Origin of the sequence: Acinetobacter genomosp. 15BJ (assembly GCF_000400715.1) — a bacterium.
In the GTDB taxonomy this organism is placed as follows: Bacteria; Pseudomonadota; Gammaproteobacteria; order Pseudomonadales; family Moraxellaceae; genus Acinetobacter.
Genome location: NZ_KE007351.1, coordinates 358338 through 382110 on the forward strand (window position 1 = coordinate 358338; position 23773 = coordinate 382110).

The 23773-nt window shown below is 41.4% G+C and carries 24 protein-coding genes and 1 pseudogene; 11 read left to right on the forward strand and 14 right to left on the reverse strand.

Annotated features, from left to right (window positions below; all coding sequences use genetic code 11):
• Window positions 1–7: 7 nt before the first annotated feature.
• Window positions 8–1173 (forward strand): IS3-like element ISAba22 family transposase gene (locus F896_RS00510; RefSeq protein ID WP_155765796.1). Its coding sequence is split into 2 segments (ribosomal slippage): window positions 8–266 and window positions 266–1173, totalling 1167 coding nucleotides; the frame shifts between segments, so codons are not numbered across the junction.
• Between the two features lie 69 nt (window positions 1174–1242).
• Window positions 1243–1572 carry a hypothetical protein gene (locus F896_RS00505; RefSeq protein WP_016165192.1) on the forward strand — a complete coding sequence of 110 codons (330 nt, stop codon included), beginning with the start codon at window positions 1243–1245 and terminating at the stop codon, window positions 1570–1572.
• 310 nt (window positions 1573–1882) lie between these two features.
• On the opposite strand, the gene F896_RS00500 is transcribed toward F896_RS00505, so the two are convergent.
• Entirely contained in the window at window positions 1883–2104 is a 222-nt protein-coding gene (locus F896_RS00500) for a helix-turn-helix domain-containing protein (RefSeq protein WP_004658364.1), read from the reverse strand.
• Between the two features lie 194 nt (window positions 2105–2298).
• Here F896_RS00500 and F896_RS00495 point away from each other — a divergent pair, with 194 nt between their 5' ends.
• Window positions 2299–2550, forward strand: coding sequence for a hypothetical protein (locus F896_RS00495; protein ID WP_004758991.1), 252 nt, complete (start codon window positions 2299–2301; stop codon window positions 2548–2550).
• Between the two features lie 269 nt (window positions 2551–2819).
• On the opposite strand, the gene F896_RS0120190 is transcribed toward F896_RS00495, so the two are convergent.
• The 3 genes from F896_RS0120190 to F896_RS00485 form a co-directional block, all read right to left on the reverse strand.
• Entirely contained in the window at window positions 2820–3041 is a 222-nt protein-coding gene (locus F896_RS0120190) for a hypothetical protein (protein ID WP_004758958.1), read from the reverse strand.
• A 33-nt stretch (window positions 3042–3074) separates the two neighbouring features.
• Window positions 3075–4274 carry a tyrosine-type recombinase/integrase gene (locus tag F896_RS00490; protein ID WP_016165193.1) on the reverse strand — a complete coding sequence of 400 codons (1200 nt, stop codon included), beginning with the start codon at window positions 4272–4274 and terminating at the stop codon, window positions 3075–3077.
• A gap of 248 nt (window positions 4275–4522) precedes the next feature.
• Window positions 4523–5131 (reverse strand): recombinase family protein, encoded by a 609-nt coding sequence (locus tag F896_RS00485; RefSeq protein WP_004726718.1) that lies wholly within the window; start codon window positions 5129–5131, stop codon window positions 4523–4525.
• 94 nt (window positions 5132–5225) lie between these two features.
• Between F896_RS00485 and F896_RS00480 the strand changes: the two genes are divergently transcribed.
• The 4 genes and pseudogenes from F896_RS00480 (at window position 5226) to gluQRS (ending at window position 10471) form a co-directional block, all read left to right on the forward strand.
• Window positions 5226–8192 (forward strand): Tn3-like element ISAcsp1 family transposase, encoded by a 2967-nt coding sequence (locus F896_RS00480; protein ID WP_004726714.1) that lies wholly within the window; start codon window positions 5226–5228, stop codon window positions 8190–8192.
• 33 nt (window positions 8193–8225) lie between these two features.
• Window positions 8226–8828, forward strand: a pseudogene (locus F896_RS00475) (metallophosphoesterase); the annotation flags it as partial.
• Between the two features lie 189 nt (window positions 8829–9017).
• Entirely contained in the window at window positions 9018–9551 is a 534-nt protein-coding gene (dksA, locus tag F896_RS00470) for an RNA polymerase-binding protein DksA (RefSeq protein ID WP_004802178.1), read from the forward strand.
• Between the two features lie 11 nt (window positions 9552–9562).
• Window positions 9563–10471: a tRNA glutamyl-Q(34) synthetase GluQRS gene (gluQRS, locus tag F896_RS00465; RefSeq protein ID WP_016165195.1), complete on the forward strand. Its 909-nt coding sequence runs from the start codon at window positions 9563–9565 to the stop codon at window positions 10469–10471.
• Between the two features lie 51 nt (window positions 10472–10522).
• Here gluQRS and ftsW read toward each other — a convergent pair whose 3' ends face one another.
• The 7 genes from ftsW to F896_RS00435 all read right to left on the reverse strand — a co-directional run bounded on the left by ftsW (window position 10523) and on the right by F896_RS00435 (window position 15960).
• Window positions 10523–11716, reverse strand: coding sequence for a putative lipid II flippase FtsW (gene ftsW, locus F896_RS00460; protein WP_016165196.1), 1194 nt, complete (start codon window positions 11714–11716; stop codon window positions 10523–10525).
• Window positions 11717–11726: 10 nt separating this feature from the next.
• Window positions 11727–13085, reverse strand: a complete 1359-nt coding sequence (gene murD, locus F896_RS00455; RefSeq protein WP_016165197.1) for a UDP-N-acetylmuramoyl-L-alanine--D-glutamate ligase — start codon at window positions 13083–13085, stop codon at window positions 11727–11729.
• A gap of 114 nt (window positions 13086–13199) precedes the next feature.
• Window positions 13200–13439, reverse strand: coding sequence for a hypothetical protein (locus F896_RS21320; RefSeq protein ID WP_016165198.1), 240 nt, complete (start codon window positions 13437–13439; stop codon window positions 13200–13202).
• Window positions 13381–13503: a hypothetical protein gene (locus F896_RS21370; RefSeq protein ID WP_265596760.1), complete on the reverse strand. Its 123-nt coding sequence runs from the start codon at window positions 13501–13503 to the stop codon at window positions 13381–13383. Before F896_RS21370 ends, F896_RS21320 begins: the two co-directional genes overlap by 59 nt.
• 40 nt (window positions 13504–13543) lie before the next feature.
• A complete protein-coding gene (locus tag F896_RS00445) occupies window positions 13544–13795 on the reverse strand; it encodes a DUF6587 family protein (protein ID WP_016165199.1) in 252 nt (83 codons plus the stop codon).
• Between the two features lie 54 nt (window positions 13796–13849).
• On the reverse strand, window positions 13850–15703 hold the full coding sequence (gene feoB / locus F896_RS00440; protein WP_016165200.1) for a ferrous iron transporter B: 1854 nt from the start codon (window positions 15701–15703) through the stop codon (window positions 13850–13852).
• Window positions 15700–15960, reverse strand: coding sequence for a FeoA family protein (locus tag F896_RS00435; RefSeq protein ID WP_004656347.1), 261 nt, complete (start codon window positions 15958–15960; stop codon window positions 15700–15702). Before F896_RS00435 ends, feoB begins: the two co-directional genes overlap by 4 nt.
• Window positions 15961–16164: 204 nt before the next feature.
• Here F896_RS00435 and xerD point away from each other — a divergent pair, with 204 nt between their 5' ends.
• The 4 genes from xerD to thrC all read left to right on the forward strand — a co-directional run bounded on the left by xerD (window position 16165) and on the right by thrC (window position 20976).
• A complete protein-coding gene (gene xerD, locus F896_RS00430) occupies window positions 16165–17085 on the forward strand; it encodes a site-specific tyrosine recombinase XerD (protein ID WP_016165201.1) in 921 nt (306 codons plus the stop codon).
• 134 nt (window positions 17086–17219) lie between these two features.
• A complete protein-coding gene (locus F896_RS00425; protein WP_016165202.1) occupies window positions 17220–18035 on the forward strand; it encodes a DsbC family protein in 816 nt (271 codons plus the stop codon).
• Window positions 18036–18427: 392 nt separating this feature from the next.
• Window positions 18428–19729, forward strand: a complete 1302-nt coding sequence (locus F896_RS00420; RefSeq protein WP_004802159.1) for a homoserine dehydrogenase — start codon at window positions 18428–18430, stop codon at window positions 19727–19729.
• A 107-nt stretch (window positions 19730–19836) separates the two neighbouring features.
• Window positions 19837–20976, forward strand: coding sequence for a threonine synthase (gene thrC / locus F896_RS00415; RefSeq protein WP_004802157.1), 1140 nt, complete (start codon window positions 19837–19839; stop codon window positions 20974–20976).
• A 70-nt stretch (window positions 20977–21046) separates the two neighbouring features.
• On the opposite strand, the gene F896_RS00410 is transcribed toward thrC, so the two are convergent.
• The 3 genes from F896_RS00410 to pbpG all read right to left on the reverse strand — a co-directional run bounded on the left by F896_RS00410 (window position 21047) and on the right by pbpG (window position 23672).
• The gene (locus tag F896_RS00410) at window positions 21047–21817 is read right to left on the reverse strand and encodes a hypothetical protein (RefSeq protein WP_016165203.1); all 771 of its coding nucleotides are present in this window, start codon (window positions 21815–21817) and stop codon (window positions 21047–21049) included.
• 19 nt (window positions 21818–21836) lie between these two features.
• Window positions 21837–22457, reverse strand: a complete 621-nt coding sequence (locus F896_RS00405; RefSeq protein ID WP_016165204.1) for a DUF6915 family protein — start codon at window positions 22455–22457, stop codon at window positions 21837–21839.
• A gap of 150 nt (window positions 22458–22607) precedes the next feature.
• Window positions 22608–23672: a D-alanyl-D-alanine endopeptidase PBP7/8 gene (pbpG, locus tag F896_RS00400; protein ID WP_155765797.1), complete on the reverse strand. Its 1065-nt coding sequence runs from the start codon at window positions 23670–23672 to the stop codon at window positions 22608–22610.
• Window positions 23673–23773: the final 101 nt, after the last annotated feature.

Below are 23773 nucleotides of genomic sequence, written 5' to 3' on the forward strand. Positions count from 1 at the left end.
GTTTACCATGAGCAAGAAACACAAGACTTACACCACAGAATTTAAAGCTGAAGCCATCAAATTAATTGAAGCCAATCAAGGCAATGTATCGGAAACAGCCAGACAACTTGGCATTTCAATGCAAACTCTTTCAAATTGGAATACCAAAGCAAAGGCTGGAACTTTAGCAGGTACAAAACAGTATTCACCTGATCTAAACGCTCTACTCGAAGAAAATAAAAAACTCAAACAACAGCTCAAAATAGCTGAAATGGAACGTGAATTTTTAAAAAAGGCAGCAGCGTACTTTGCCAAAGAAAGTCAGTAAGGTACGCCTATATGAAACAAAAAAGATATTCTTTTCCAATTACCTTAATGGCTCGATTACTTCATGTTTCAGTTTCATGTTTTTATGATTGGCTCAAGAGAGGCGTGAGCAAAAGAACGATTCAACGAAATCAACAGACGATATTGGTGAAAATAGCCCATGAGGAGACAAGGCAGAGCTATGGTTATATTCGATTAACCAAATACTTACAAGCTCAGGGCATAAAAATGAGTATGTACGCTGTACGTCAGATAAAAGCGCTGAACCACCTGTATTGTAAGCGACACAAGCGTTTTAAAAGGACTACGAATAGTGACCATAATCGAGCGATCTATGAAAACCTGCTGGAGCAACAATTCTCAATGACTAGACCAAATCAAGCATGGTCAAGTGATATTACGTACATATGGACTGTTGAAGGATGGCTGTACTTAGCAGCGGTAAAAGACCTTTACACGAAGCAAGTGGTTGGCTATAGCTTAAATGAGCGTATGACCGCACAACTTGTTTGCAATGCACTGACTATGGCGATTCGTAATCAAAAACCAACGAAAGGCTTAATTGTTCATTCGGACAGAGGCAGCCAATATTGCAGCCATGAATATCGAAATATACTTGAGCAATATGGTTTTCAAGGTTCAATGAGCAAGCGCGGAGACTGTTACGATAATGCACCGATTGAAAGCTTTTGGGGAATACTGAAAAATGAGTTAGTGCATCATTACAACTATCAAACCAGAGAAGAAGCCAAAGCAGATATTATAAAATACATTGAGTTATTTTATAATCATCGAAGAATTCAAAAGGGTTTGGGTTTTAAGACACCAAATCAAATGGCCGAAGACTTTTATAAGTTGGCTGCCTAGAATCTCCCAAGGGAAAGTCTCCTGATAATTCAGCGTATATCAAACTTTGCTCTGCAATATTCCTCAGATATGAAGAACATTTTTGTTTCGCCACCTTTCGATATTACGCATACACTCATTTATGAATCCATTGATCATAAAATTGCACTCAAACTGGCGGGTAGTAAAGCATTTCCAGACCTGTCACATCTCATTAAATTGGCTGAAAGTGATCAATTTAGAATTAGAAATCCCAAAGCAATCATAGAGTCCTTGAGCGAAAATATATTGGACTATCTTCGTGCATCAAATGAGGTTCAATTATTCGATGGATTGCGGACATCTATAGAACTTTCAATTTCAAATGTTATGGCGACAGGCCTTGGCACCCAACATTATCGACATGATAAAAAGAAGTAATTTAAATGGTGTAATGAAAAATCCTGTAAAAAGACTCAAAATCTTGCAATAAGTACAAGGGCAACGTAAGATGAGGAGTGAAGTCATTTTAAATTCCTTGTACGGCAATTTGCATTACATGGAACAAACCCACAATAGTTACCGCTATTGTGGGTCATTAGCCCCTCTTCTTAACTAAGTTATAAGAAAAATACCTCTATCATTCGATTGATTCCTTTATATAAATAATAAAGTAAATATATGTTTTCGATGAAGCTTTATAAAATTCAGTATTAGACCTGTAGGGAAAACTTATCAAACGAAGTATTAGTTAATCCTTTTCTTCAACTTCTTCCTTAAACTCAAACAAATCATTCATCGTACAGTTAAAGTACTTACACAACTTATCGGCGACTGGTAATTCAATACGTACAGCACGGTCATAATACATACTTGTGAGCGTATTGCGATTGATACCTGTTGCATGCACCACTTCACTTAATTTTAAAATTTTTCTATCGCCCATGAGGCTAGATAACTTACAAGTAATCATATTTAAATTAATTTACAAAAAATAACTTGCTGCGGGTTATTTAAAGTTGTTGCCTGAGTAATACTTTGCTAAAATTAACCTACAGCAGGTTATTAAAACTTATAGAAAGTATATTTTATCCATTTCAACTAAATTATAACTTTTTAAGTATAAGGATTGAACCTGCATTAGATTATTTTGTGGAGATGACCGCCGTGTTAACAAATGAGTTATTGATCAGCCAGCAAGCTCGTGACTTAGGAAATCAATTAATTAAAGAAATGAACATCAATAGAAGTTATGGAATGGCTAATTTTCTTGGAGTAAATACTTGCTATGATAATCATCAGGCTGTACTTATTTGGACATTTCAACTGCTTGAAAGGGAACCTGCCTTAAATGAATTAGCAGAAATTAAAAAATATTTTCTTTTAATCTTTCCAGATAGTGTTTATCAATTAGCCTAAGTTGTATTTAAAAATTAATTTTTTAAATAAAAAGCACTAAATCAAAGAAACTTTCTTTAAAAATACCTATTAATTCATACGATTTACAGAATATATGAAGCATAAATTCTTGTTCCTGCTCTATCACTCACTCCTACTAGACATTAGTACAGACTAAAATTACATAGCTCTTTTTACTGATACTAAACGATTCATGTCCACACTACGTTCTGCGGCTTCGAGGGCTAGTTTTTGTTAAACCACTGAGAACAATGACAATAAACTGACCACTATATTTTTCCGGAGAGTGGTGTAGGAACTTTTTCATTATTGCTAACCATATCAGCGACAACATCAGCAACGAGCTCCTCTATTCCTGAGAATGCTTTAGACTGATCCGCATCAAGCCAAGACAATGATGGAAACTCAGCACACAACCCAACATACTCATTATCTTCTGCTGACCATATAACACGGTAAGTATATTGTTTACTATCCATTTGACACCCCATAATGTTTTAAGTTTATGTATAAAAGTACGATTTTCACTTAGTAGTACTTAAATAATCACCCCACCACTGCATCATTTCAGTCCGTTGAGCTAAATAGTCAGCGTGATTATAGCTGGCACGGGTACGGTTCTTATCAATATGTGAAAGTTGTGCCTCAATCCAATTATCTTGGAACAAACCTGAGTCATTCAAAATGGTACTAAAAGTAGAACGTAATCCATGAGAAGATAATTGATGTTTGCCATACCCCATCTTACGTATGGCCATATTTAGAGTATTAAAATGAATCGGTTGATTGTATTTGCGTGGGCTAGCAAAAAGGTATTTTTCACCGTATGACCACTGCATGACGTCTTTTAAAATCTCTAAAGCCTGATTTGAAAGTGGAACTAAAAAATCTGGAATCTCATGGCCTAATATGACTTTTCGTCGAAACTGTTTAATATGTAAGGCTGGTATTCTCCAAATTTTATCTTTTAAATCAAAATGATGGGGCTCAGATAATAATAATTCAGCTCCTCGTACGCCAGTATGCAATTTGAACATCAATGCTTTTTTAATAATGGGATGGGCATCCAATTTTTGTAATTTATTCTTAAAATCAGATATATCCTCCGCTTTCAAATACGGATAATTTTTCTTGATTTTGCTGTTAATGGTGATTTTATTTAAACCATGAGCGATGTTGAACTCACAATAACCCATCGCTACAGCGTAGTCATAAATTTGGTTCAAATAACTACAAGCTTTTTTGACAGGTTCTTTTACTTGGCGTCCCTCTATTTTTTTAATTACTGAAACCAGGTCATAGCGCTTGATATTTTGAAAAGGTAAATCCTGAAGGTCTGGATAAATATCTTGCTGTAAACATCTTTCTGCTAACTGTAGTACACCGCAGCGGGGTAAATCATTAAATGAATTCTTCAGTTTGAACTGCAGCCACTCCTCCCCTACCTTACGAAAGGTGATGACATTAGAAACAGTATCATGTTCAAAACAAAAATTATTGTCTTTAAAGTCATCTCTGACTTGTCGTGCTTTTTTCAGTGATAATTCAGGATAAAGTCCTAACTGAATGCGGCGACGTTTTTTTGTTTGTGGATCTGTATAGCGATAGCACCAAGATTTTCTTCCACTCGGCTCAATCTTCAGGCTAAGTCCATCTTCATCGGATAAAAAACAAGTTTTTTCCTTGCAATGAGCTTGGCGAACTTTAATTTCTGTAAGACTCATGAAATTTAAATGAAACCTATCAGAGGGTTGATTGGATCAATTATATCAAAATATGACGATTTTTATATGATGCGTATGATACGCATCATATAAATTTGTAATATATTGTTTTATAAGTTTATTATTAAAAATACTATGGTTTTAGTAACCATCATGAGTACCACCTCTACTTTAAGTTCCCAACAGCTCCTTTTTCTTTAGCCAGTTTTAAATAAGGGGTCGTCTCAGGAAACGGAAAATATAGCACGCTAAGGATTTTCACTCCGACTTCTTTTAACGATATCCAACACGGTATTTTTGCTTAGATTGACCAGCCGACCGACTTGTCGATAAGAGTGTCCAGCAGACACCAACTCCAACACTTTAGGTGCCAGACGATCTGACTTGGTACGTTGACCAGGACGACGACCAAACACAACGCCCCGCGCTTGTGCCGCTGCTACACCAGAGCGCACACGTTCACGTAGTAAATCTCCCTCAAACTCTGCTAATGCAGACATCACAGAAGCCATGAGCTTTCCCTGAGATGTGGAAAGGTCAAACTGCAAACCTGTTTGTGCCACCAGAGATACCCCGAAATGCCCAAGATCTTGTAATGACTGTACGAGATCCACGGTGCTTCTGCCCCAGCGTGTCAATTCCGTCACCAAGATGGCATCGATTTCACGAGATTGCGCCATGGTCATCAAGTATTTTCTTTGCAATCTCTCATCCTTACTGCCTGATGCAGTTTCTTTCCAAACACCGACAACATCGTAGCCGCAACGATTGGCGTAGGCACGTAGGTCATATTCCTGTCGTTCGCAGGACTGATCGTTCGTTGATACTCGGCAATAAATGGCCGCATTCTGTCCCAATTGAACCTCCTTGCGAAATTGCAGCGCAAAGCTAAGCGTGGCGGTACAAAATAATGTACCTTTAATAGTTTAGTTTATTTGGGACTAATGAGCCATGCCGCGCCATTCTATTTTGTCGTCCACGGAATTGGGAAGCCTGTTCGAAATTCCAGATGATAGAGCTTTTATGCTTCAGCATTACACTCTGAGTGATTCTGATAAATCCATAGTCCATCAACATCGAGGGGCATCCAACAAGCTAGGCTTTGCAATTCAACTTTGCTACATGCGTTACCCTGGAGTGATATTGGGTATTAACGACGAACCATTCAAACCCTTACTTTTCATGATGGCTGCTCAACTTAGTATATCAGTGGACTGCTGGAATGATTATGGTCAGCGCGAGCAAACAAGACGAGAACATATTGCCGAATTGAAAAAAGTTTTTGGGTTCAAACTATTCACCTTGAGTGACTATCGGCAATCGGTCAATATGATGGTGGATTTGTCCCTTCAGACAGATAAAGGTCTTATTTTAGCCACAACTCTCGTTGAAAATTTACGACAAAAATCAGTCCTTTTGCCAGCTATAAATGCAATTGATAGTATTTGCGCAGAAGCAATCACATCTGCCAACCGCATAATTTATACTGCTTTGACGAGCTCACTTTCAGAAACTCATCGTCAAAATATAGATGCTTTGCTGAACCGTAAAGAGGGCAGCAAACTGACAATATTGGGGTGGCTTAGACAGTCACCAGCTAAACCAAACTCAAAGTACATGCTTGAGCACATTGAGCGGCTGAAGTGCTTACAAGCCATCGATCTACCTGAAGACATTGGAAAACACGTTCATCAAAATCGCTTACTGAAAATTGCTCGCGAAGGTGGGCAAATGACTCCTGCTGATTTGGCCAGATTTGAATCTCAACGTCGATATGCCACTTTGGTAGCAATCGTTGTGGAGAGTATGGCCACGATCACCGACGAAATTATTGACCTGCATGATCGCATTATTGGAAAGCTATTTGCTATCGCAAAAAATAAACACCAGCAACAATTTCAATCATCAGGTAAAGCGATCAACGACAAAGTGCGTTTGTATGGGCTTATCGGGAAAGCCTTGCTAGATGCCAAGCAAAATGGCAGTGATCCGTTTGCCGCCATCGAAACTGTTATTTCATGGGATGCTTTTGCAGCAAGTATTACTGAGGCAGAAAAACTGGCGCAACCCGAAGACTTTGATTTTTTACCACGAATTGGCGAGAGCTATGCAACTTTACGCCGTTACGCGCCAGAACTTCTTGCCATACTTAAATTGCGTGCTGCCCCAGCAGCAAAAGATATGCTTGCCGCTGTAGAGTTGCTCCGCAGCATGAATGTTGATAATACACGAAAAATCCCCTCTAATGCTCCAATAGCGTTTATCAAAAAACGGTGGGCAAGACTAGTCTTTACCGATGATGGTATTGATCGCCGCTATTACGAAATATGTGTGTTATCTGAACTTAAAAACTCGCTACGGGCTGGGGATCTCTGGGTACAAGGCTCTCGCCAATTCAAAGACTTCGATGAGTATTTAGTGACTGCTGATAAATTTAATCAGCTAAAACAGTCCAATGAGTTACCTCTAACCATTACTACTGATTGTGATCTATATTTGCAAAGTCGCCTTTCACTATTGGAGCAGAAATTAGCAATCATTAATCGCATGGCAGCGACCAACGATTTGCCTGATGCGATGATCAATCAATCTGGTCTAAAAATAACACCTCTCGATGCCGTGGCTCCTGATACAGCCCAAACTTTAATTGACCAAACAGCAATGCTGTTACCACATATCAAGATCACCGAATTATTAATGGAGGTCGATGAATGGACAGGCTTTACTCGACACTTCACTCATTTGAAAACGGATGACACTGCGAAGGATAAAGCGTTATTGCTCACGACCATACTGGCTGATGCAATTAATTTAGGGCTGACGAAAATGGCCGAATCATGTCCTGGTACAACTTATGCCAAACTCTCATGGCTACAGGCTTGGCATATCCGTGATGAAACTTATTCAACGGCATTGGCCGAATTGGTGAATGCTCAATTGAAACAACCTTTCGCTGAAAACTGGGGAGATGGCACTACCTCCTCATCAGATGGCCAACGCTTCCGCGCAGGTGGCAGAGCTGAAAGTACAGGACATATCAATCCAAAATATGGCGCAGAGCCTGGAAGGTTATTTTATACACACATTTCTGATCAATACGCACCATTTAGCAGTAAGCTGATCAATGTGGGCGTTCGTGATTCAACCTATGTTCTTGATGGGCTGCTGTATCACGAGTCTGATTTACGCATCGAGGAACACTACACCGATACGGCTGGATTCACCGACCATGTTTTTGCACTCATGCACATGCTAGGGTTTCGATTTGCACCACGAATTCGTGATCTGGGCGATACGAAACTCTATATTCCAAAGTCAGACATAGACTATGCCGCACTTAAACCCATGATTGGCGGCACACTGAATATCAAACAGATTCGTACTCATTGGGACGATATTTTGCGTCTGGCCGCATCAATCAAGCAAGGGACTGTCACAGCGTCGCTAATGCTACGTAAACTCGGTAGTTATCCACGACAGAATGGTTTGGCATTGGCATTACGAGAGCTGGGGCGTATTGAGCGCACACTGTTTATCTTGGATTGGTTGCAAAGCGTAGAACTACGCCGTCGGGTTCAAGCTGGATTAAATAAAGGTGAAGCCCGTAATGCATTAGCGCGCGCCGTTTTCTTTTATCGATTGGGTGAGATTCGAGATCGAAGCTTTGAGCAACAGCGTTATCGAGCCAGTGGCTTGAATCTAGTGACCGCCGCCATTGTATTGTGGAACACGGTTTATTTAGAGAGAGCGACTAACGCCCTACGAGGGCATGGTCGCACAGTCGATGATACCTTGCTGCAATATCTGTCACCGCTGGGGTGGGAGCACATCAATTTAACTGGGGATTATCTATGGCGAAGCAAAGCCAAGATAGGTGGTGGAAAATTTAGGCCATTGCGCGCAATTGAAAAACCTTAGCGTGCTATATTTTCCGTTTCCTGAGACGACCCCTATAAACGCTATGTACAACATATGCAAAGCGTGGGGATTCCCTTTTTCCATACGCCAGGCAACCATGATGATGCGGCGCATTTTCCATTTCATGAGACTGATCCAACTCAGCCAACTGTGATTGAGCTGGGTCAATGGTGCATTATTTTATTAAATAGCGCACAACCAAAACGTATTGATGGAAAAATTGCTGACGCACAATTGCAGCAACTCACCCAATTACTTGCACAACAACATGATCGTCATGTGCTTATTGCTTGTCACCATCATCCTTTTGCGATGCAATCAGCATGGATTGACCAACATAAGCTCAAAAACTCCTCAGACCTATTGGAAACAATTCAACCATTCTCCAATGTCAAAGCAATTGTCTGTGGTCATGTGCATCAAGATTCGATCAATACATGGCAAGGTGTTGAATTTTTATCTACCCCTTCAACCTGTATCCAATTCAAACCAAGAAGCGATAAATTTGCGCTCGATGAAGAGCATCCTGGTTACCGCTATATCTGCCTTAAAGCAAATGGTGAACTGGAAACTCAGGTCTATCGTTTACCGACATCGCAACGAATGAGTAGTTCTGAAGTTTTAGGATATGATTAAACTTTTGATTACAAATTACATTGTCAATTTCAGACAAAATCTGGACGGGAATGACTACCATCTTGCTCAAAAACTCTATATGATGTCGACCCTTGATGGGAAAAACCATCTCAGGTTTCTATAAAAACACTTGCATATCACCATATTTTTTGCGTATAGATAGTACGTGTAAGATGAGGAATGCCCTATATGGCGAATGACAACCAAAATCAAGTCTTGGACGAACAGACAGAAGTGATCGACGATCAAAAATTGGCTGTAAAACGTACACGCAAAACCAAACCAAAAGCTTCAGAAAGCGGTACAACTGCGAGCTTATTTGGAATTGCGCCTTATCAGCCAAAGAAAAATGAAGAATATATGTCTGAAGGACAACTTGAGCATTTCCGCCAAATTTTAAATGCATGGAAAGCAGAGTTAATGTCTGAAGTTGATCGTACTTTAAATACGATGCAAGACGAATCTAGTGCACTTCCTGACGTCAATGACCGCGCGACGCAAGAAGAAGAATTTGCGATTGAATTACGTACACGTGACCGTGAACGCAAACTCATCCGTAAAATCGAACAATCGATCGAAGCAATTCAAAACGAAGACTACGGTTTCTGTGAAACTTGTGGTATCGAGATTGGCTTACGTCGTTTAGAAGCTCGCCCAACTGCGACTTTATGTATCGATTGCAAAACTTTGGCTGAAATCAAAGAAAAGCAAAATAACGGTTAATTTTGAAAACCGTGTTGAGCCATGAAGTTAAGCAAAGCGATGCTTTGCTTAATCTCCGCTCATATGTGGGTCGGTTTGCGCCATCGCCAACCGGCCCATTGCATTTTGGCTCCCTGCTCACAGCAGTTGCAAGTTATTGCGATGCCAAAGCCAACTACGGCCAATGGTTCGTTCGGATTGAAGATACCGACATCCCTCGCATTTATCCCAATAGCGAAGCACACATTCTCTCTTGCATTGATGCCTTTCAATTTGAACCCGATGCAGAGATTATTTTTCAAAAAGATCGTTTCGAAATCTATGAACAGGCGCTTGAGCAACTCAAACAATTCGATGCGATTTATGCCTGCCAATGTACCCGTAAAATGCTGGGTTCAAATCATATCTATGCAGGAACTTGCCGCGATTTAAATTTAGAGTTTGCTGATCAAGCGATTCGCTTAAAGGTTACTGATCAACAGATTTGTTTTGAAGACCGTTTACAAGGTCGACAATGTTCTGACTTACAGCATGAGCTTGGTGATTTTGTATTAAAGCGTCGTGATGGCATTATCAGCTATCAATTGGCGGTGGTGATAGATGATTATCTACAAGGCATCACGCATGTAGTACGCGGTGCAGACTTACTCGATAACACTGCTCGACAAATCTGGTTAGGTTCTTTGCTGGGTTATCCAAGTTTAAGCTATATGCATCTTCCTCTTGCCATGAACGATCAAGGGCAGAAACTGTCTAAACAGAATCTTGCGCAAGCACTGGATATCGCTCAAGCCCCCAAACTATTACAGCAAGCGATCTTGGCTTTAGGCCAACCTGCGGTGGAACTGAATCAACCGCGGATTATGCTACAACAAGCCGTGCAGCAATGGGATGTCAATCTGATTCCGAAAGGTGAGTATTTAACTGGAACCTATTTATAAACAATAAAAAAGCCCTGCATAACGACAGGGCTTTTTGTTTGTTTACATATACTAGAAATTAGATTCTTCTTTCACTGGGTTCAACTCTTGCGTTGACGCATCAATTTTTAGAATCAAGCTAATCATCGCCGCACACATCATGAGTGATGTACCGCCATAACTAATGAAAGGCAGAGTCAAACCTTTGGTTGGCATCAAGCCCATATTCATGCCTGCATTTACCAAAATCTGCATCAGGAAGATGATACTAATCCCGTAGGCCAAATAACCTGCACGTAAGTAGTTATGTTGCAAGGCACGGTGACCAATACGGATACAACACGCCAGCATGGTAAACGACAGCAGCATCACGATCGACACGCCAAAGAAACCAAACTCCTCACCTAATACCGCCAACATAAAGTCAGTATGTGCTTCAGGTAAGTAAGATAGCTTCTGTACACTGTGCCCTAAGCCCGTACCAAACCACTCACCACGACCAAAGGCCATCAAAGCATTGGACAGCTGATACCCCACACCCAAAGGATCCGCCCAAGGGTTGGTAAATGAAATCAAGCGTTGGAAGCGGAATGGTTCGAAGATAATCAACGCACTGACACCTGCAAAGATCGCACCCAGCATGATCAAGAACTGCGTTGCGGGTGCACCCGCCAAGAAGAATACACCCACCATCATTAACACGATAACGACGGTTGCACCCAAGTCAGGCTCAGCAACAATGAAACCGACCGTTAATGCCATGACGCCACTTAAACGCAATAAACCTTTCCAATGCGTTCGAACCTCTTTGGCACGACGCACCACATAGTCAGCAGTAAAAATCGCCATCACAATTTTGGCAATTTCAGTCGGCTGCAAGGTGAAACCACCGACCTTAATCCAACGATGTGCACCATTGACCTCAGAACCGACGACCAATACCGCCAGCAACAATACAATGGTAATTAACCACAAAGGAAAGGCATTTTTAAACCACAGATTCAATGATATTCGATAGGTTAAGAATGCCACTACCGCAGCAACCACAATCGAAATACCGTGGCGAATCAAGAAATAAAATGGGCTTTCATGGATATATTCTGCATATGGCATCGAAGCAGATGCCACCATAACCGAACCGAAACACAGTAAAGAAATCACACAAAAAATCAGGATATTCCGCGCTGTCATTTCTGCTGGAAGCTTGGGTAAACGATTCAGCAACTGCGAAATCTTTTGCACCGTATTTTGGGCTAAATCAGTCATAGTCTTGTTCCTAGTTCTTCTTTTCGTTCAAGGCATTTACACATGCCACGAATTGATGCCCACGATCATTGTAGCTTTTAAACATATCAAAGCTTGCACAGGCTGGCGAAAGTAAAACAACATCTTCCGCTTGTGTTGCTTTTTGTGCCATTTCAACCGCTTCTTTTAGGCTGTTTGCATGCTGAATAACTGTTGTACCTTGAATCGCTTGTTCAATCACCGCAGCATCTTCTCCAATGAGAATCACTGATTTTACATATTTTTGAATTGCATCACGGAGAGGCTTGAAATCCTGCCCCTTACCTTGCCCACCTAAGATCAAGGCTAACTTACCTTTGTTCACTTCAATTGCAGCACCAAGGCCATCAATTGCAGCTAGCGTCGCACCGACATTGGTACCTTTAGAATCATTGTAATAGCGCACACCATCAATCGTTTCGACATACTCACAACGATGTTCCAAGCCATTAAAATGCTTAAGCGTTTCAAACATCGAATCTGTAGGCAAACCAACAGCTTCACCCAAAGCCAAACACGCCAACGCATTGGCGACGTTATGCATGCCTTGAATGTACATCTCAGATGTTCTCAGCAAACGCTCTCTTCCACGTGCTAACCACATGCTGCCATCGGCATCACGCAACACGCCATATTGATTTAAATCAGGTGCATTCAGACCAAAACTTTGCATTGGGGTAACATCTGGAACCAATGGACGGCTTAGATTGTCATCACGGTTATAAACGACTTTTTTCACACCTTGGAAAATACGATGTTTGGCTTTGTGGTAACCCAACATATCACCATGACGATCAAGATGATCTTCACTCATGTTCAGCACCACAGCCACCTCTGCATTCAGATGTGACGTAGTTTCAAGTTGAAAACTCGATAACTCTAAAATAATCAAATCAGGTTTATCTTTTAATAAATCTAATGCAGGGCGACCTAAATTGCCACCGACAGCCACATTTTTGCCAGCATCTTGTGCCATCAAGCCGATTAATGTGGTCACGGTACTTTTTGCATTTGATCCTGTAATCGCAATAATTGGCACCTCAGTCGCACGGCGTAATAATTGAATATCACCAACAACTGGAATGCCTTTTTCAATGGCCTGTTGAATTTCTGGAAGTTGAGGTGCAAGCCCTGGACTGAGAATAATTTCTTCTGCTTGTAATAAAAGCTCGGTATCGAGTTGACCAAAACTGGTACGAACACTTGCTGGAATCTGATCATGTCCAGGTGGGGTTGCTCGTGAATCTGTTACTGCAACTTGGTAGCCCTGTTCATGTAGAAAGTTAACTGCTGACACGCCCGAAATACCCAAGCCAGCCACAACTTTTAATCCACCACGTTGTATTAACATTTTCGCCCCATTTTTTGCAGATTACAGAATGGCAAAAATGTTAGCACTTTACTGTTTTAAATGCTTTTTCAGTTTTGGTTTTATTCAATCTTTTTTGTGTCAGTGCGTAAAAGCTTAGGCAGGTATAAAAAAGCTAATCCCCAATAGAACCAAGATCACAGCACCCAGCCAATCTACAGATTTAAATACATAGTGCTTGAATTTAAGCTCAATCAATTCGGGTCTTAACCACAGATAAATCAAGATGGAACATGAGATAAGCCAAGAGAGGGTTTCTTTATAAATATTTAGACCTTTAGACAAAGCAGAAAGATAAAGCAATGTCATCACCAGTATAAAGCCCGATAAAACCAATTTGTGCCTCAAGCTTAATGATTTCTTTTCCCACGTATCCGTCTGATTCATTTTTCTTTTCCAAAAAAATGCCCACCTTAAGATGGGCAATTTTAAGATTGCGATTAACGCCATTTGACCGTTTGAATCGTTTCTGGTTTTTTAGTTTCAGCCTCATCAGTTGAACAACCACAGCCACCACCGCAACCGACAGCCATTTTAGGTTTTAACCATACTGCCAAGCGTTGCCAACCTAAACGCTGACAAAGATTTGACAGACTCAAAAATGCTGAACTTGCTGTTTGAGGGAACACCTTCTTAAACACTACAACAGCACTCCACAGTACCAATACAGCAACAATCAAGTACTCAAACATAAACGCCTCTCCAATAATTGCCTCCCTTGTTAAAGGGAGACGAGGTGGGATTTCTTAACCCCAAATGCTTGATGCAATTTGGTAGGTCAAGAAAGACATTAAATATGCCAAACCGAATAAATACGCAGTCATCACAGCAACATGTTTCCATGAACCTGTTTCACGGCGTACCGTTGCTAAGGTTGCCAAACAATGCGGCGCATAGATGAACCACACCAACAATGATAAACCTGTTGCCAATGACCAACCTGTGCCATCCGCACTAATTAAATGAGAAAGCCCCTGAGAGATTGCATCATCATCAGCACCAGATAAAGCATAGACCGTACCCAAAGCCGCAACCACAACTTCACGCGCTGCCATTGCAGGAATAAGCGCAACCACAATCTGCCAATTAAAACCAACAGGTGCAAAAATTGGTTGCAGCAAGTGTCCTAACATCCCAGCAAAACTGTAATCGATATCAGGTAAAGTTGCCCCTTCTGGCGCTTGTGGGAACGTACATAAGAACCAAAGCAAAATCGACAGGGCAAAGATAATGCCACCAACACGTTTTAAGAAGATTTTACCGCGATCTAATAAGCCAATTCCAACGCTTCTCAGATCAGGAATACGGTAACTTGGTAGCTCAAGCAAAAGTGCATGTTGTGACTTATCTTTTTGCAAAAATTTCATCACGATCGCGACACAAAGTGCACTCACAATCCCTGACATGTATAGACCAAATAAAACCAGACCTTGTAGATTGAAAATGCCCCAGACCGTTTGACTTGGAATAAAGGCAGCAATCAATAAAGCATAAACAGGTAACCGTGCAGAACAGGTCATCAATGGCGCAACCATGATCGTGGTAAAACGATCACGTGGATCACTGATACTACGTGTTGCCATAATCCCAGGGACTGCACAGGCAAAGCTTGAAAGTAACGGAATAAACGCTCGGCCACTTAAACCTGCTTTAAACATCAATTTATCAAGCAAGAAAGCTGCACGCGGTAAATAACCTGATTCTTCTAAAACCAAAATAAAGAAGAATAAAATCAAAATTTGTGGCAAGAACACAACCACACTACCCGCACCCGCGATAATCCCATCAACAACCAAACTATGCAGCAACGGTTGCGAGATATACTCACCGAGCTTCTCACCAAACCATGCAAAGAAGGTTTCAATCCCATCCATAAATGGCGCAGCCCAAGCAAATACCGCTTGGAATACAATGAACATCATGATTGCAAGGCTAAGTAAGCCGAGGACTGGATGTAAGAAAATCTTATCCAGAAAATCAGTACGTTTATCTTCCTGATCAACAAAATTCACCACATCTTTGAAAATCACTTCAATTTTCTGATGATGGTCACCCTTCAAGCCGCTCAGTTCCGTTTGTGGAATTGAATACTTGTCTTGATCAAGTGCATGCAGTAGGTTTTCGATACCTGAATTACGTACCGCCACAGTTTCAACAACAGGCACACCAAGACGCTCTGATAATCTTTGCGTATTGATCTGAATACCACGACGACGCGCTTCATCCATCATGTTCAAAACGACAAGGATCGGACGACCCAACTCAATAATTTCTAACACCAAACCAAGATGTAGCTTTAAGTTAGTTGCATCGACCACACACAAGAAGGCATCTTGTTGCCCTTCTTCCGCAATCTTGCCTTGGCAGACATCACGGGTAATTTCTTCGTCTGGGCTGGTCGCCTGTAAACTATAGGTTCCTGGCAAATCCAGAACACGCACAGACTTCCCTGACGGAAGCTGAAAGTGCCCGACTTTACGTTCAACCGTCACACCCGCATAGTTGGCAACTTTTTGGCGTGTACCGGTTAAATGATTAAATAAAGATGTCTTACCGCAGTTTGGATTTCCCACAAGGGCAACACGTAACGCATCACTCATGCAGGTGCTCCTTCAAGTTGAATTTCAATTTTATCCGCTTCCGCTTTTCGTAACGCAAAACGCGTAAAACCGAGCTGGATTAGAATCGGATCTCCACCAAAGATGCCTTTGGTAATCACCTGTACTTGTGTACCTGGCACAAAGCCTAAACTTTCTAAACGAACTGCAACTAAATCTGGCTGTTCTGTCTCATCGACCACGCGATTTACTTTCGTAATCATCGCTGTTTGCTTGACTTTTAATGCTGACAATCGCACCGCTTCTAACCCTTAACCCTTTTTTGCTAGTATACAAGCAAATGAGAATAATTACCAAAACCAATCTCAGTGGCATTTGCTTCTGTGACAGATCGACAACAATTCATTTTTCTTTTACAGTGCAATTCAACCAAAAATAAATCAGGGTAGCGTTCTCCCTAAAATACATGTCCCACTTTCACTGAGAAATATGTTTAACGCCTTATGCTGAATAAAAAACCCCGTATTCCTACTGCGGTTAACATCCCCGAACATTTGAGTTTTTTACAGGGTTTTCGGGATTATCTGGTGGCTCAAACCGTGAGCCCACATACCCGTAATGCCTATTTATCCGACCTGATTCAATGTGCTGAATTACATCAAACCGCCGCATTACCACAATGGTCCAGTGATGACATTGCTGACGTGCTGATCGCCCTCACCAAAGCAGGGAAAAGCCCTCGTTCGATTGCCCGCTGCTTATCCGCACTCAGACAGTTTTATAAATTCTTAAGAGAACAAAAGCTCCGTGATGATAATCCTGTTGCCACCCACCACTCTCCTAAAATTGGACGAGCCTTACCCAAGGATTTATCTGAACAAGATGTCGAGGCCTTAATCAATGCACCTGACATCAGCACAGCATTAGGCCTACGTGATCGTGCCATGTTCGAAGTCCTGTATGCCTGTGGTCTGCGTGTTTCAGAATTACTGAATTTACGTTTAGAACTGATTAATTTAAAACAGGGCTTTGTTCGAATCACGGGTAAGGGCAATAAAGAACGTCTCGTCCCCCTTGGTCAATTTGCCTGTGATTGGATTGAAAAATATTTAGCTGAATCACGCCCACAATTGTATAAGAGCAGTACCGATTATCTGTTTCTCACTCAACATGGCGGCATTATGAGTCGACAGAATTTTTGGTATGCGATTAAGCGTTATGCCCTACAAGCCAATATTCAAGCGGAGTTATCCCCCCATACCTTACGCCATGCTTTCGCGACTCATCTACTCAATCACGGCGCAGACTTACGCGTGGTACAAATGCTACTTGGACATAGTGATCTATCTACTACGCAAATTTATACCCATGTCGCGCAACAGCGGATGCAGGAATTGCATGGTAAATACCATCCACGGGGCTAAAACCACCTTTTATCTAGGATTCAGCTAAAACTTGACTCTGTTCACAGAGCCTATGCAAGATTTAACGAAGTGATTCATTTTTTTTGTTATGCTAGGCCCCTTATACAAATGAATTCGTACAAAAAAGGTTCTATATGTTGTTTACTCGGTCTCAGCTTGTAATTGCTTGTATATTAGCATCAACATTATTAGTCAGTGCTTGCTCAAAAGAAAACTCAGCACAAAAACAAGATGCGCTCACAGCAAGTGCACCGGCGACAGGTGAAGCATCAACATTGAATGAACGCAATGCGCAACAGCGTTTAGTCTCGACCTTAGAGAAGAATTTCAAAACAGCCAATATTAACGCTAAAATTATTACCATCAAAAAAACTGAAGTGCCTAATCTATATTGGGTGAGTCTGGAAGGGATGGGTTCAGTCTATGCCACTGCGGATGGTCAATACATCATTCAAGGTGATGTGGTTCGTTTAGGTGATAAACAGCTGCACAATGTCAGTGACGCTCTACAAGCAACCGAAAATAAGAAACATTTAGCTTCACTCAAAACTGAAGACTTAATCGTGTATCCAGCGCAAGGCGGCAAAGCCAAACATGTGATCTATGTATTTACGGATTCAAGCTGCCCTTATTGCCATAAACTACATGAACATCTTGCTGAAATTAATGCCAAAGGGATTGAAGTTCGTTACATCGCATGGCCACGTGGTGAACAGTTCATGCCAACCATGCAGGCAATCTGGTGTAGCCAAGATCGCAAAGCTGCTTTCGATCAAGCTGCGAAAGGTTTACCCGTCTCTGCTGCCGAATGTAAAAACCCTGTTCGTGACCAATATCAACTGGGTTTAAATATGGGCGTGAATGGTACACCTGCCATTTATAACGTCGATGGCGAATATTTAGGTGGTTACATGACCCCAGAAGAAATCGTGCAACGCTTAAACAAATAAGTTCAAACTACACGACAGATGAGCAAAGACTCGGGCGACAGATTAAAGATGATCGAAGTAGGGTCTGTTACCACTTTATCTATGATTGCGACAGAGGAGATTTTTAGGCGATACAAGGCATGGATTGTGAAATTTAGTCATTCTAAATAAACAAGACATAACGCAGAAGCGTCAAAAATCTCCCTGTCCCACAGGGTTGTGGCTAAAACTCCCTCATACGTCGTTATGAAACTTGGCAAGGGAATGCCATTCCCTACGTTTCATACCTTGTCTGATGGATTTTCAGCCTTCAACGCAATTCATTTATAAAGTGACAACAGACCCTAGTGTCTGCGCATTTTTTTAGCTATGATCAAGCTTCATTAAAATGATTGAATATAATGGAGTGTGACGTGAAACCAGTTCGTCTGGCGATACTCGGTCTTGGTACTGTAGGTGGTGGAGCCCTTAAATTACTACAAGAAAATGCTGCGGAAATTAAACGCCGTACCGGTCGAGAAATTCAAATTACACACGTAGGCACACGCCGTCCACGTCCAGATTTACAACTCGAAGGCATTAAACAAAGCGATGACTTGATGGAGATCGTCCGTCAACCAGATGTTGATATGGTGGTCGAAGTCATGGGTGGTATTCATCCTGCTTATGAAGTCATCATGGAAGCCATTAAGCATGGCAAACAGGTTGTGACTGCAAACAAAGCTTTACTGGCTGAACATGGCAATGAACTGTTTAAAGCAGCTGAAGACAATGCTGTTCAGATTGCCTATGAAGCCGCCGTTGCGGGTGGTATCCCAATCATTAAAGTGATCCGTGAAGGTCTTGCAGCGAACCATATCGAATGGCTTGCAGGCATCATTAATGGTACAGGCAACTTCATTCTGACTGAAATGCGTGAAAAAGGCCGTGCCTTTGAAGACGTTTTAAAAGAAGCGCAAGAACTTGGTTATGCCGAAGCTGACCCAACCTTTGATGTTGAAGGCATTGATGCTGCACATAAGCTAACGATTTTGGCGTCATGTGCTTTTGGTATTCCATTACAATTTAATAAGGTCTATACCGAAGGCATCAGCAAAATTACTGCTCAAGATGTGAAATATGCAGAAGAACTTGGTTTCCGTATCAAGCACTTAGGTATCGCACGTCGCGCAGACAAAGGCATTGAATTACGTGTACATCCAACTTTAATTCCTGCTGAAGAATTGATTGCTAACGTCAATGGCGTTAAAAATGCAGTCTTGGTACAGGCCAATGCAGTTGGTCCTACTTTATATTACGGCGCTGGCGCAGGTGCAGGTCCAACCGCTTCTGCTGTGGTTGCTGACGTGATTGATATCGTTCGTGATATTTCATATACCGAAGATGGCGCAGGTACCATTCCTCAGCTTGCTTTTGAAGCATTGACTAACGTGCCAATCTTGAGCCGTGAAGAAATGACGACAGGTTACTACATCCGTCTCAATGCTGAAGACCAAACTGGCGTATTGGCTGATGTCACTACGATTCTAAGTCGTGCTGGAATCAGTATTGATGCCATCATGCAGCAATCACGCTTAAAAGACTTGATTCCAATCGTGATTTTAACGGATCCAATCGTTGAATCAAAAATGGATGAAGCACTAGCACAAATTCAAGCATTACCTGCAATTCGTGGCGAAATCGTAAGAATTCGTTTAGAATCGCTCGATAGTTAATCAGTTTAAATCCCCTCACCCTTCTTCACTCAAGAATGGAACGGCTCTCTTTTGAAAGGGAGCTTGTTGAGCGGGATTTTTTCTCTACCTTATATTGGAACACCATCATGTCGAATGCCAATCGTTATACTGGTCTTGTAGATCGTTATCGTGACCGTTTACCTGTGTCTGCAACTACACGCGCAATTTCTTTAGGTGAAGGTAATACTCCACTGATTAAACTAGAGAATATTCCACGTATTATTGGCAAAAACGTCGAAATCTATGTGAAATACGAAGGTCTGAATCCAACAGGTTCATTTAAAGACCGTGGTATGACCATGGCGGTGACCAAGGCAGTTGAAGAAGGCTCTAAAGCGATTATCTGTGCCTCTACAGGCAATACTTCTGCAGCGGCAGCAGCTTATGCAGCACGTGCAGGCATCAAAGCGTTCGTATTAATCCCAGAAGGCAAAATTGCCATGGGTAAAATGGCGCAAGCAATGATGTACGGCGCGATCACTATGCAAATCCGTGGTAACTTCGATGACGGTATGCGTTTGGTCAAAGAAGTTGCAGATCAAGCACCTGTAACGATTGTAAACTCAATCAACCCATACCGTTTACAAGGTCAAAAAACCATTGCTTATGAAATCGTAGAAGCATTGGGCCGTGCTCCTGATTATCACTGCTTACCCGTCGGTAATGCTGGTAACATCACAGCACACTGGATGGGTTATACCGAAGCGGTTGCAAACCAACCTGCAGATCAGTTTGAGCAAGTGATTTATGATGCTGCAACAGATCAATTCACTGGTCCTAAACCAGAAGGCTTACCAACAATGGTCGGTTATCAAGCTTCTGGTGCTGCGCCATTCTTACGCGGTGCGCCAGTAGAGAACCCAGAAACTGTTGCAACAGCGATTCGTATTGGTAATCCACAAAGCTGGAACCATGCCAAAGCTGTGGTACGTGATTCTAAAGGTTGGTTTGATGAACTCACTGATGCTGAAATCCTCGAAGCGCAACGTTTGCTTTCAATGTATGAAGGTGTCTTTGTTGAACCAGCTTCAGCAGCATCAATTGGTGGTGCAATCCGTGATCTTAAAGCGGGTAAAATTGCTGAAGGTTCTGTGATTGTATGTACAGTGACAGGCAATGGCTTAAAGGATCCTGACACTGCAATCAAGCAATGTGCTGATGCCGTGATGTTGTCGATTGATGCGACTATGGATCAAGTGAAAGATTCGATTCTTTCAAATATGTAAGTATAAGCTCTTCAATAAAAAACCAGTTGCCTGCAACTGGTTTTTTATTACTAATCATAGAAAGAAAAAGTTATTCGTAATCATCATAGCTATATTGTGCAGCTAATTCTTTTTCAATCCTCTGAATTTCTTCAAGCTCAATTTCTTTGATTTCAAATAATGGTTGTTTGAGTAAAGGATTAACCGCATATAAAGCTTCTTCCTCCCAACCCTGCATAATCGTTAAAATTTGGCTTTTCTGATCGTATTTCAAACCCGATTGCGCTGTGATCATTGCCTGTAAGAGCATAGGTTGATCAGACAACTCATCAATTGAGCCTTTAAGCTGAATATCACCATAGTCATAATCTGCAAAAATAGTTCCGACATTCGTTTTTAATTGTTCAGGTTGATCTGCATACGCTAAACTGGCAAAAAACTCATCATGTTGTTCCACCCATTTCTGTTTTTTGACTGACCAAAGTGCATAAAACCGAGCCTCATGTTCAAACTGTACCAGTTGAAATTTTTGCATTCCTGCCAATTGAATAAATTCAAAGGTATCTTCATCGCTTAAGCTTTCAGGTAACACATCATCTGAAATATCCCCATTTTCACAGACATGCTCGCCGCAACGTGAAAACACAAAATTATCCAGTTGTTTTAACAGAACTTCATCTGCATCAAAAAGCGATTCCACTTCATACAGGGCAAAATCTCGCGCCCCATCAATTTCAAGCTTTTTATATGCAGCTTCGGCTTGGACTTTATCCTCAAAAACATTGGCAATACGATTGCCTGCCACATAAAAGACTTCATCGTTATAACCAAAGTATTTGGCACGAATCACATAAGTCGTCATGTTGTTCCCCTTAATTCATTTATGATTGAGTTGTTTGTTTTATTTGATGTAATGCTTGAGCACTTGCAGGAATTGCCATGCCATTATCCATCCATAATTCAAAATGCATGGCATTAAAAAAATCAGCGGGGCTATACACAATATTGTCTAACTTAGGCAGTTGCCCAATCCTTGGCAAAATATCATAGATAAACCAACTGTTATGGGTGAGCAACAGCGAATGCAATTTCCCAGTGAGTGCTAAAGGCGATAACATTAATTGTGAAAGTGTTTTGTCCTGCACATAATAATGATGCAATGCTTCTAGATGCCTCTCAAAGTTTTGAGGCAATTGTCTTGGGTTTATCGCATTTACAAAATCATTAAGTGTCAGAATAAAACGTTGTTGGTAATCCACCAATAGATGATCACGCTCACACAAATCTTTAATATCAATCGATTTGCCTGCACTATTTTGAAGGCTATGCCCAAACACAGGAACTACAATAGAATTTATGCCCCACAAGGTATGTAAAATTCGGTGTCGTGCATCACTACATAGGCTTTTGGTACTGTCTATAAACGCATGTAATTCATAGTAGTCTTCGGGTTCCCCACCCCAGCGTTTTGCAGAAATCCGTGCATGTTGCATCGCATTCATAACGGTATGTCATCATTTTTTGTTGTATGCACACATTAGCCGATTTCTGTTTAAAAAACGAACACAATTTATTAAAATAAGACAAGTTGTGTCGCATTATTCAGGCATAAAAAAACTCCCCATAAAGAGGAGTTTTTTGACTTAAAAGAACTAAACGCGTTTTGGTAAAGTACTTAACCAGCTTAATAAATTCGTTGCATCACTATTACGTGCTTGTGAACTTGGTGCGCCTAATAACACCACAACCGCTGGGCGTGAATTCACAGTCGTATGCATCACCACACAACGACCTGCTTCATTGATATAACCTGTTTTTGACAAGTTAATATTCCAGCCACCATTACGTACCAAGGCATTGGTATTATTGGATTTCAGCACACGGTAACCTAAATTGAAGTCATAGGTTGGTGTAGTCGAAAATTGACGAATCAAGCCATATTGTGAAGCTGTACTGACTAGAATACCCAAATCACGTGCTGAAGAAACATTGTGTGGATCTAAACCTGTAGATTCAGCATAACGCGTAGACGTCATACCCAATTGTCTCGCTTTTGCATTCATTGCCGCAATAAATGCAGGACGACCACCTGGATAGGTACGTGCTAATGCAGCCGCAGCTGGATTCTCAGACTTCATTAATGCAAACAAAAGTGCTTCTGCTCGATTCATGGTATCGCCTGCACGTAGGGTTGAACTTGAGTTCTTACCGCCTGCGCCTGCAAAATCAATCGACTCTAAGGTAATTTCTTCTGACATGTTTAAACGTGCATCTGCCGTGACGACAGCAGTCATCAGCTTAGTAATCGACGCAATGGGTACCGACATATTACTGTTTTTACTGTACAGCACCTCGCCGGTTTGCGCGTCCATCACCAAAGCAGCACGTGCATTGACAGAGGGTTGACTACTATACCCAAAGGTATCTCGAATCTGCCCTGACTGTTGCGGCGTACTTGAAGAAGTAATTGTTGCCGAACCACCATTACGCAATGTTGTGGTAACAGAGGTTGAACCTTGTGGACCAATTTCTAATGGTTCATCATCTTCCATCAACTGGCTTGCATCAGTTGCAGACCAATTCATCGAAGCTGAACCACTTACACGCGAAGAAGCTGGATTGTTATTCACAACCAGTTCAGCAAAACTTGTTGTGCTCCAGGCCAACAAGATAGACATGCTTAAAACATGCATGATAGATTTTTTAGAATTTTTCACGACACAATACTCAACTCAGGACGCTGCACATTTGCGCTTAATACCATTATGCCTTACATTTAAACAAATCGGGTAAAGCTTTTATAGACACAATTGTGTAC

Excerpts from the sequence above, each read along its gene's own strand:
- F896_RS00505 (WP_016165192.1), top strand. The coding sequence starts at position 1,243 with ATGAAGAACATTTTTGTTTCGCCACCTTTCGATATTACGCATACACTC.
- F896_RS00500 (WP_004658364.1), bottom strand. The coding sequence starts at position 2,104 with ATGATTACTTGTAAGTTATCTAGCCTCATGGGCGATAGAAAAATTTTA.
- F896_RS0120190 (WP_004758958.1), bottom strand. The coding sequence starts at position 3,041 with ATGGGGTGTCAAATGGATAGTAAACAATATACTTACCGTGTTATATGG.
- F896_RS00490 (WP_016165193.1), bottom strand. The coding sequence starts at position 4,274 with ATGAGTCTTACAGAAATTAAAGTTCGCCAAGCTCATTGCAAGGAAAAA.
- F896_RS00480 (WP_004726714.1), top strand. The coding sequence starts at position 5,226 with ATGCCGCGCCATTCTATTTTGTCGTCCACGGAATTGGGAAGCCTGTTC.
- dksA (WP_004802178.1), top strand. The coding sequence starts at position 9,018 with ATGGCGAATGACAACCAAAATCAAGTCTTGGACGAACAGACAGAAGTG.
- ftsW (WP_016165196.1), bottom strand. The coding sequence starts at position 11,716 with ATGACTGATTTAGCCCAAAATACGGTGCAAAAGATTTCGCAGTTGCTG.
- murD (WP_016165197.1), bottom strand. The coding sequence starts at position 13,085 with ATGTTAATACAACGTGGTGGATTAAAAGTTGTGGCTGGCTTGGGTATT.
- F896_RS00445 (WP_016165199.1), bottom strand. The coding sequence starts at position 13,795 with ATGTTTGAGTACTTGATTGTTGCTGTATTGGTACTGTGGAGTGCTGTT.
- feoB (WP_016165200.1), bottom strand. The coding sequence starts at position 15,703 with ATGAGTGATGCGTTACGTGTTGCCCTTGTGGGAAATCCAAACTGCGGT.
- xerD (WP_016165201.1), top strand. The coding sequence starts at position 16,165 with ATGCTGAATAAAAAACCCCGTATTCCTACTGCGGTTAACATCCCCGAA.
- F896_RS00425 (WP_016165202.1), top strand. The coding sequence starts at position 17,220 with ATGTTGTTTACTCGGTCTCAGCTTGTAATTGCTTGTATATTAGCATCA.
- thrC (WP_004802157.1), top strand. The coding sequence starts at position 19,837 with ATGTCGAATGCCAATCGTTATACTGGTCTTGTAGATCGTTATCGTGAC.
- F896_RS00410 (WP_016165203.1), bottom strand. The coding sequence starts at position 21,817 with ATGACGACTTATGTGATTCGTGCCAAATACTTTGGTTATAACGATGAA.
- F896_RS00405 (WP_016165204.1), bottom strand. The coding sequence starts at position 22,457 with ATGAATGCGATGCAACATGCACGGATTTCTGCAAAACGCTGGGGTGGG.